We start from the raw sequence: 8,548 nt of genomic DNA on the forward strand, positions 1-8,548 counted from the left end.
CTCCCACCGCCGGGCGTGGCCCCGGCGGCGGTCTGAGCGACGACACCGCGATCCTCACCCCGCAGAAGCCGGCCCCCGAAACGGGCATGCCCGGCTACGGCTCCCCGGCGGACAACGTCTCCGGCCACACCGTCACCAGCGGCATCCCGGTCGTCCCGCCCGGCGCGACCTCGCCGTTCGGACCGGGCGCGCCCGCCGACGGTCCGGTGCCGCACACGGCCCCGAAGCTGCCCGAACCGGTCGCGCGGAACGTGCCGCAGAGCAAGCCCAAGAAGAAGAAGGGCCGCAACAAGCTGGTGCTGCTCGGCGGCCTGGTGGTCGTCGTCGGCATCGGTGCCTACGGCGCCGGGCTGCTGATGAACCACTCCGACGTGCCCAAGGGCACCACCGTGCTCGGCGTGGACATCGGCGGTGGCACCCGCGACGACGCCGTCAAGAAGCTCGACGAGGCGTTCGGCGACCGGGTGAACAAGCCGCTGAAGCTGTCGGTGGGCGGCAAGACGGTCGCGCTCACGCCGGACAAGGCGGGCCTTCAGTTCGACACCACCGCCACGGTCAGCTCGGCCGCGCAGAGCGACTACAACCCGATGTCCGTGATCGGCTCCCTCTTCGGTCAGGAGCGGGTCGTCGAGCCGGTCATGCCGGTCGACGAGGAGAAGCTCCAGGCCGCCCTGCAGGACGTCGGCGGCGGTTCCGGCTCGGTGACCGAGGGCTCGATCACGTTCCAGTCCGGCAAGGCCGTCGCGGTGTACGGCAAGGCGGGCAAGGGCATCGACGCGGCCGGCTCGACGAAGGCGATCGAGCGGGCGTACCAGGCGATGGTGGAGACGAACACGGCGACGCCCGTGACCGTGCCGACCACGACCCAGCAGCCGAAGGTCTCGAACACCGAGGTCGACCGCGAGATGAAGGCGTTCGCCGAGCCGGCGATGTCCGCCAAGGTGACCGTGCAGACGGACGCGGCGCACTCGGTCCCGATGAGTCCGCAGAACTCGCTGTGGAAGTTCCTGCGGGTGAAGGCGACCCCCGACGGCAAGCTCACCGACGCCCCGGACCTGAACGCCCTGAAGCAGCTGTACGGTCAGGCGTTCGACGGGGTGCTCATCACCCGGGCCAACGGCAAGAAGACGGCCGTCACCCCCCAGGACGTGTACGTCGCCCTGCGCACGGCCCTGACGAGCAAGACCAACCGGGTCGCCGTCATCAAGACCGACCCGAGCTGACCCATCCGGAGTGCCGGATGACATGACATCTGTCATCCGGCACTCAGGACCCCCGACACTGCCGGGCCCACCGCCGCCGCCGACACCATGGTCGGCATGACAATGACTGCGGCGACCACCAGCACCACCCCGGTGGTCGGGTTCGATCGGGTGAGCAAGACCTATGGGAGCGTGCGGGCCGTCGACGGGCTCTCGCTCCAGCTGTACCCGGGTGAGACCGTCGCCCTGCTCGGGCCGAACGGGGCCGGCAAGTCCACCACCCTCGACCTGCTGCTCGGCCTCAAGCAGGCCGACGGCGGCACGGTGAACGTCTTCGGCACCAGCCCGCGGGAGGCGATCGTCGCCGGGCGCGTGGGCGCCATGCTGCAGAGCGGCGGCCTGATGGACGAGGTCACCGTCACCGAGCTGGTCCGGCTCGCCTGCGATCTGCACCCGAAGCCGTACGAGGTCGCCGACGTGCTCGCCCGCGCCGGCATCTCCCAGATCGCCGACCGCAAGGTCAACAAGCTCTCCGGCGGCCAGGCCCAGCGCGTCCGCTTCGCCCTCGCCACCGCCGGCGACAGCGACCTGATCGTCCTGGACGAGCCGACCACCGGCATGGACGTCTCCGCCCGCCAGGCCTTCTGGGCCACCATGCGAGACCAGGCCGACCAGGGCCGTACGGTCCTCTTCGCCACCCACTACCTCGAAGAGGCCGACGCCATCGCGGACCGCGTCCTCGTCCTGCACCGCGGCCGGCTCCTCGCCGACGGCACCGCTGCCGAGATCAAGGCGACGGCGGGCGCGCGCCGGATCTCCTTCGACCTGGAGGGCGCGATCGACGAGGCCCCGCTGCGCGGGCTGCCCTTCCTGGCCACCATCGACATCTCGGGCCAGACCGTCCGCATCCAGTCCACCGACGCCGACGCCACCGTGCACGCGCTGTACGGCCTCGGCGTCTACCCCCGCAACCTCGAAGTCGCCGGGCTCGGCCTGGAGCAGGCCTTCGTCGCCATCACGGAGGCCGAGGAGGCCAAGCAGTCATGCTGAATACATTTGCTACGCGGGCACTGATCAAGCTGGAACTCGCCCGCGCCCTGCGCAACCGCAAGTTCCTCTTCTTCTCGGTGATCTACCCCTCGGCCCTGTTCCTGCTGATCGCGGGCAACGCCGACAGCAAGACCAAGATCGACGGCACCGGGCTCACCCTGCCGACGTACATGATGGTCTCCATGGCCTCGTTCGGCGCCCTGACCGCCGTCCTGATGGGCAACAGCGAGCGCATCGCCAAGGAGCGCGAGAGCGGCTGGGTACGGCAGCTGCGGCTGACCACCCTGCCGGGCCGCGGCTACGTCCTCGCCAAGACCGCGAGCGCGGCCGTCGTCAGCCTGCCCTCCATCGTCATCGTCTTCGTCGTCGCCGCGGCCGTGAAGGACGTACGGCTGGACGCCTGGCAGTGGCTCGCCCTCACCGGCGCCATCTGGGCCGGCAGCCTGGTCTTCGCCGCGCTCGGCGTCGCCATCGGCTACCTGGCCAGCGGGGACGCGGTCCGCCCGATCACGATGATCACCTACTTCGGCCTGTCGATGCTCGGCGGCCTGTGGATGCCGACCACGACCTTCCCGCAGTGGCTGCAGGACATCGCGAAGTGGCTGCCCACGCACGCGTACGCTGCCCTGGGGCGGTCGATCGAGCAGAGCCAGACGCCGGCCGCCCAGGACATCGCGATCCTCGCCGTCTTCTTCGTCCTCTTCGCCGGCGGCGCGGCCTGGCTGTACCGGAAGGACACGCTGAAGGCGTGAGCACGATGACGGAAGACCCGCTGACCGAGGAAGGCTGCCAGGACCGGCTGATCCCGCTGGGGCAGTCCCCGGGCAACCGACGCGACCTGTTCCTGCGCAAGATGCTGTGGATCGGCGTCTGGCTGGTCTTCCTCAGTGCCCCGGTGCACGACCTCGTCTCCGGGAACCACACCACCGGGGCGACCGTGGCCGGCTGGTTCGGCCTGGCGTTCTTCGTCGGGGTCTATCTGACCCTGGTCTTCCGCGACATGGGCCGGGTGGCCACCACCCGGCGGGTCGGCGGCCTGATCGTCGTCATCGGAGTACTGGCGACCCTGCTGACCCTCACGCTCGGCGCACCCTGGCTCGCTCTGTACTGCTACGTCTCCGTCGCCTGCGGGGCCACCCTCCCGCTGCGGGCCGCCCTCTGGGCGATCCCGGGGACGGCGGGCGTGATGCTGCTCGCCGGACTGCACGTCGGCGAGCAGCACGCCCTGGACCTGCTCATCCTGGTGATCCTCATCGGGTTCGCCATGACCGGCGTCGTCCAACTGGTCCGCACCACCATCGAGCTGCGCAAGGCACGCGCCACCGTCGCGCAGCTCGCCGCCAACGAGGAGCGCCTGCGCCTCGCCCGCGACCTGCACGACCTGCTCGGCCACTCGCTCTCCCTCATCACGCTGAAGAGCGAGCTGGCCGGCCGGATGCTCCCCGACCACCCCGACAAGGCGGCCCAGCAGGTCGCCGACATCGAACAGGTCAGCCGGCAGGCACTGGTCGACGTCCGCGAGGCCGTCACCGGCTACCGGCGCCCCCGGCTGGCCGCCGAACTCGCCGGCGCCCAGGTCGCCCTGACCGCCGCCGGGGTCACTGCCGAGGTGCCCGCCGAACCCGACCTCACCGGCGTCCCCGAGGACGGCGAGTCCGCGCTCGCCTGGGCGCTGCGCGAGGCGGTCACCAACGTGGTGCGGCACAGCGGCGCCCAGAAGTGCGCGGTGGAGGTGCTGCGTCGGCAGACCCTGGACGGCGCCGTCCTCGAACTCTCCGTCGAGGACGACGGATCCGGCGGCCCGGTCAAGGGCCCCGGCAACGGCCTGACCGGTCTGACCGAGCGTCTGGAGAAGGTCGGCGGCACCCTGGAGGCGGGCCGGGTCAGGCACGGGTTCCGGCTGGTCGCCCGTGTGCCCGTGGACACCGCGGGGACGTAATATCCGGGGCATGAGCAGCACGATCAAGGTCCTTCTCGCCGAGGACCAGTCGATGGTCCGCGAGGCACTGGCAGCCCTGCTCGGCCTGGAGGACGACATCGAGGTCGTGGCCCAGGTCGCGCGCGGCGACGCGGTGCTGGCCGCCGCGCGGGAACACGGCGTGGACGTCGCCCTGCTCGACATCGAGATGCCGGGCTGTACGGGCATCGAGGCGGCGGCCCGGCTGCACCAGGAGCTCCCCGCGGTCAAACTGGTCGTCCTCACCACCTTCGGCCGCCCCGGCTATCTGCGCAGTGCCATGGAGGCGGGTGCCGACGCCTTCCTGGTCAAGGACGCCCCCGCCGCCCAACTCGCCGAAGCGGTACGCAAGGTGCTCGCCGGCGAACGCGTCATCGACCCCACTCTGGCCGCCGCCGCGCTCGCCGAGGGCGCCAACCCCCTCACCGAACGCGAACGCGAGGTCCTGCGTGCCGCGGCCGACGGCTCCACCAACGCCGAACTGGCCGCTGCCCTGCACCTGTCACAGGGCACGGTCCGCAACTACCTCTCGACGGCGATCCAGAAACTGGCGGTGCGCAACCGGGCGGAGGCGGTACGGACAGCCCGGGAGAAGGGCTGGCTGTAGCCGGTCCGGGACCTCGGTGAAAGTTCCTAGTTGAGTCTGGCCCGGGCCGCGTGTGCCTGGTGGCGTACGCGCGACGCCGCCGACTCGTCCACCGCGGCCACCAGTTCGGCGTACGCGTCCAGTTCCGCCGCCCCGCAGACGAACTCGCCGCGCTGCACGAGCAGTTGCGCCCGCTCGTAGCGCAGCCGCGCCGGGTGCGAGGGCAGCAGCAGGGACAGCTCCACGGCCCACAGCGCCACGTCCGAACGCTCGGGGCGGGCCGCGGCCCACGCCCGGATGTTGTTCAGGATCCGCAGGACGACGTCGAGAGGCGCCGCGGGCGTGAGCATCGCCGGTTCCAGCGGCGCCCCGGTCGCCCCGACGACGAGCAGCTCCGCGTCCGTGCCCGTGAGCACCCGTCCGCCGTCGAAGGGGTCGGCCAGCACCTGCTCCTGCGCGGCGCCGAACCCGACGACGAAGTGCCCCGGCAGGGCCACCCCGTACACCGGAGCCCCGGCCCGGCGCGCCACCTCCATCCACACCAGGGACAGCAGGATGGGCAGCCCGCGCCGGCGGCGCAGCACCTCGTGCAGCAGCGACGACTCCAGCCGGTGGTAGTCGGCGGCGCAGCCGCGGAACCCGCAGCCCACGCCGAGCAGCTGGTGCAGCGCCGTCGCCCAGGCCAGGGGCGAGCCGGGCCGGTACGGCAGCAGCCCGGCGAGCCGGTCCAGCTCGATCTGCGCCGCGTCCATGCCCGCCTCGTCCAGCGAGCCGTCCGCCTGCGCGGCCAGCAGCAGACACAGCGTCGACAGATCGGGCCGCTCGGCCCGCGCCTCCTCGGCGAACCGCTGCCGCACCTCGGCGGACCGCTCGGGCAGTGGGGGATAAGGGGGACCCATGACTGGTCCGTGCCCTTTCACAGCGATCCGTACTACTCGTCGGCGCCGGAGATATCCGGCTCCCGGTAGTGGTGGTACGCGTGATGCGCCGCGAAGCCCAGCCCGGCGTACAGGGCACGGGCCGCCGCCGCCTCGTCGCCGGTCTCCACCTGGAGCCAGGCGGCCGAGGCGCCCTCGTCCAGGGCCCGCCGGGCGAGCGCGGCCATCACCTCGGTGGCCAGCCCCCGCCGTCGCAGGGCCGGATCCACCTCGACGGCGGCGAAACCGGCCCACCGCCCGTCGACGACACACCGCCCGATCGCGGCCGGGGCACCGCCGCCGGCACCGGGCACGGTCGCGAACCACACCGACGGCCCTGCGCCGAGCACCCGCAGGGCCACCTCGCTCACCCCTTTGCGCCGGTAGCGGGCCAGCCAGGCCGCGTCCGCCTCCCGGGACAGCACCACGTCCGCGCCCTCGGCCCGGTCCGCGACCGGGGCGAGCGCGCCGACCCACAGCTCGGCGGTCACCTCACGCACCCAGCCACGCCGCTCCAGCTCGGCGCAGAGCGGCTCCTGCGTGCCGGCGGCACCGGTCGCGGTCTGGATGTACGCGGGCAGTCCGCGTTCGCGATACCAGCGTCGTACGGCATCGAGCGCCGCGTCGAGCGGAAGACCGGGGTCGCCGAGCGGCAGCACACTGTTGGCCCGCCGGGTGAAGCCCACCCGTCGCGGACGCTCCCCCGGAGCTGAACGCCTGGGGGGACCCCCGTCGCGCGGCACCTCCTGCACTGCGGCGCGCAGCTCCCACTCGCCCAGCCGCTCGCTCTCCACCGGTCGCCAAGCACGCGTGGAGACGGCCGCGAGTTCCTCGTACGTGGCCGCCGGACCCCGGCGACGCGCCGGAGCCGCGGGCACGACCTTGCCCGCCACCAGCGAGGATTCCGGAATCCGGACGCTCTCCCCGTTCTTCCGTGTGATCAGCAGCACACCGTCGTCCCATGATGTGAGAACACCCACCGTGTCGGTGAACTTCTCCTGGGTGACGGCGTGTTCGGTCAAACGCCGTACGGAGACCCGTTTGCCCACGTCAGCAGCGGTGATACGGACCTCAAGTCGTCCGGCGGCCGAGATTTCCACAGGTCGGTTCACCCCTCCTGTTCGGATCATGCCCAAGAACGGAGATACTAGGTGCGGGCATCGACGACGCCGCGCTCCCGCGCGCCAGGCGGCGGAGCCTGAAGAGGCCCGCCAGCGCCCTATCGAGGAGGAACGACAGCGTGACCTACGTCATCGCGCAGCCTTGTGTCGACGTGAAGGACAAGGCGTGCATCGAGGAGTGCCCGGTCGACTGCATCTACGAGGGCTCCCGGTCCTTGTACATCCACCCGGACGAATGCGTCGACTGTGGTGCCTGTGAGCCGGTCTGCCCGGTCGAGGCGATCTTCTACGAGGACGACACTCCGGAGGAGTGGAAGGACTACTACAAGGCGAACGTCGAGTTCTTCGACGAGCTCGGCTCCCCCGGCGGCGCCAGCAAACTGGGCCTGATCGAGCGCGACCACCCGTTCATCGCCGCGCTGCCGCCGCAGAACCAGTAAGAGCGGCCCGCATCCGCGCCGCCTCGGTCCCGTACGGCCTCGATCGCCCCGATCGCTGTGATCGCCGTACGGGACCGAGGCGTTTTCCGTACCAGACGAAAGTGAGCGAGAGAACCGTGTCCGCAGTCTCCGACCGCCTGCCCACCTTCCCCTGGGACAGGCTGGAGCCGTACAAGAAGACGGCCGCGGCGCATCCGGACGGCATCGTCGACCTGTCCGTCGGCACCCCGGTCGACCCGGTCCCCGAGCTGATCCAGAAGGCGCTGATCGACGCGGCCGACTCGCCCGGCTACCCGACCGTCTGGGGCACGCCCGAGCTGCGCGACGCGATCACCGGCTGGCTCCGGCGCCGGCTCGGCGCCCGCGACGTCACCCACCGCCACGTCCTGCCGATCGTCGGCTCCAAGGAACTGGTCGCCTGGCTGCCCACACAGCTGGGCCTCGGCCCCGGCGACAAGGTCGCGTACCCGCGTCTGGCCTACCCGACCTACGAGGTCGGCGCCCGGCTGGCCCGCGCCGAGTACGAGGTCTACGACGACCCGACCGACCTCGACCCCACCGGCCTGAAGCTGCTCTGGCTGAACTCGCCGTCCAATCCCACGGGCAAGGTGCTGTCCAAGGAGGAGCTGACCCGGATCGTGGCCTGGGCCCGCGAGCACGGCGTCCTGGTCTTCTCCGACGAGTGCTACATCGAGCTGGGCTGGGAGGCCGACCCGGTCTCGGTCCTGCATCCGGACGTCAACGGTGGCTCGTACGAGGGCATCGTCTCGGTCCACTCCCTGTCCAAGCGCTCCAACCTGGCGGGCTACCGCGCGGCCTTCCTGGCGGGCGCCCCGGCGGTCCTCGGCCCCCTGCTGGAGATCCGCAAGCACGGCGGCATGATGACCTCGGCGCCCACGCAGGCGGCGGTCGTCGCGGCCCTGTCCGACGACACCCACGTCCGCGAGCAGCGCGAGCGCTACGCCGCCCGCCGCACGGCCCTGCGCGACGCCCTGCTGGCGCACGGTTTCCGCATCGAGCACAGCGAGGCCAGCCTGTACCTCTGGGCGACGCGCGACGAGTCCTGCTGGGACACGGTGGCCCACCTGGCCGAGCGGGGCATCCTGGTCGCCCCCGGCGACTTCTACGGCACCGCGGGCGAGACGTTCGTCCGTGTGGCTCTGACGGCGACCGACGAGCGGGTCGCCGCGGCGGTGCGGAGGCTGGCCGAGTAGGTCCGGCCGCCCTATGCCGCCACAGGCGAAGCGACGGGGTCCGGGGGGCAGCACCCCGGAC

Annotated in this window: 8 protein-coding genes and 1 pseudogene; 7 read left to right on the forward strand and 2 right to left on the reverse strand. The window is 71.8% G+C overall.

Annotated elements, in window-relative coordinates:
- The 5 genes and pseudogenes from ACWGKT_RS44250 to ACWGKT_RS44270 form a co-directional block, all read left to right on the forward strand.
- Positions 1-1,223 (forward strand): annotated as a pseudogene (locus ACWGKT_RS44250) (hypothetical protein); the annotation flags it as partial.
- A gap of 96 nt (positions 1,224-1,319) precedes the next feature.
- Positions 1,320-2,252 carry an ABC transporter ATP-binding protein gene (locus ACWGKT_RS44255; RefSeq protein WP_453278162.1) on the forward strand — a complete coding sequence of 311 codons (933 nt, stop codon included), beginning with the start codon at positions 1,320-1,322 and terminating at the stop codon, positions 2,250-2,252.
- A complete protein-coding gene (locus ACWGKT_RS44260; RefSeq protein ID WP_356148038.1) occupies positions 2,246-3,004 on the forward strand; it encodes an ABC transporter permease in 759 nt (252 codons plus the stop codon). Before ACWGKT_RS44255 ends, ACWGKT_RS44260 begins: the two co-directional genes overlap by 7 nt.
- 5 nt (positions 3,005-3,009) lie before the next feature.
- Positions 3,010-4,191, forward strand: a complete 1,182-nt coding sequence (locus tag ACWGKT_RS44265) for a sensor histidine kinase (protein WP_453278174.1) — start codon at positions 3,010-3,012, stop codon at positions 4,189-4,191.
- A 10-nt stretch (positions 4,192-4,201) separates the two neighbouring features.
- On the forward strand, positions 4,202-4,816 hold the full coding sequence (locus tag ACWGKT_RS44270; RefSeq protein WP_356148040.1) for a response regulator transcription factor: 615 nt from the start codon (positions 4,202-4,204) through the stop codon (positions 4,814-4,816).
- Between the two features lie 26 nt (positions 4,817-4,842).
- Here the strand turns inward: ACWGKT_RS44270 and ACWGKT_RS44275 are convergent, their stop codons facing one another.
- Positions 4,843-5,694: a transglutaminase-like domain-containing protein gene (locus ACWGKT_RS44275; RefSeq protein WP_356148043.1), complete on the reverse strand. Its 852-nt coding sequence runs from the start codon at positions 5,692-5,694 to the stop codon at positions 4,843-4,845.
- Positions 5,695-5,726: 32 nt separating this feature from the next.
- Complete coding sequence (locus tag ACWGKT_RS44280; protein ID WP_453278175.1) at positions 5,727-6,812, reverse strand: GNAT family N-acetyltransferase; 1,086 nt, start codon at positions 6,810-6,812, stop codon at positions 5,727-5,729.
- 140 nt (positions 6,813-6,952) lie between these two features.
- Here ACWGKT_RS44280 and fdxA point away from each other — a divergent pair, with 140 nt between their 5' ends.
- Positions 6,953-7,273 (forward strand): ferredoxin, encoded by a 321-nt coding sequence (gene fdxA, locus ACWGKT_RS44285; protein ID WP_018089397.1) that lies wholly within the window; start codon positions 6,953-6,955, stop codon positions 7,271-7,273.
- A 116-nt stretch (positions 7,274-7,389) separates the two neighbouring features.
- Entirely contained in the window at positions 7,390-8,487 is a 1,098-nt protein-coding gene (locus ACWGKT_RS44290) for a bifunctional succinyldiaminopimelate transaminase/glutamate-prephenate aminotransferase (protein WP_453278176.1), read from the forward strand.
- Positions 8,488-8,548 lie beyond the last annotated feature (61 nt).

The organism is Streptomyces sp. NPDC054794 (assembly GCF_053611585.1).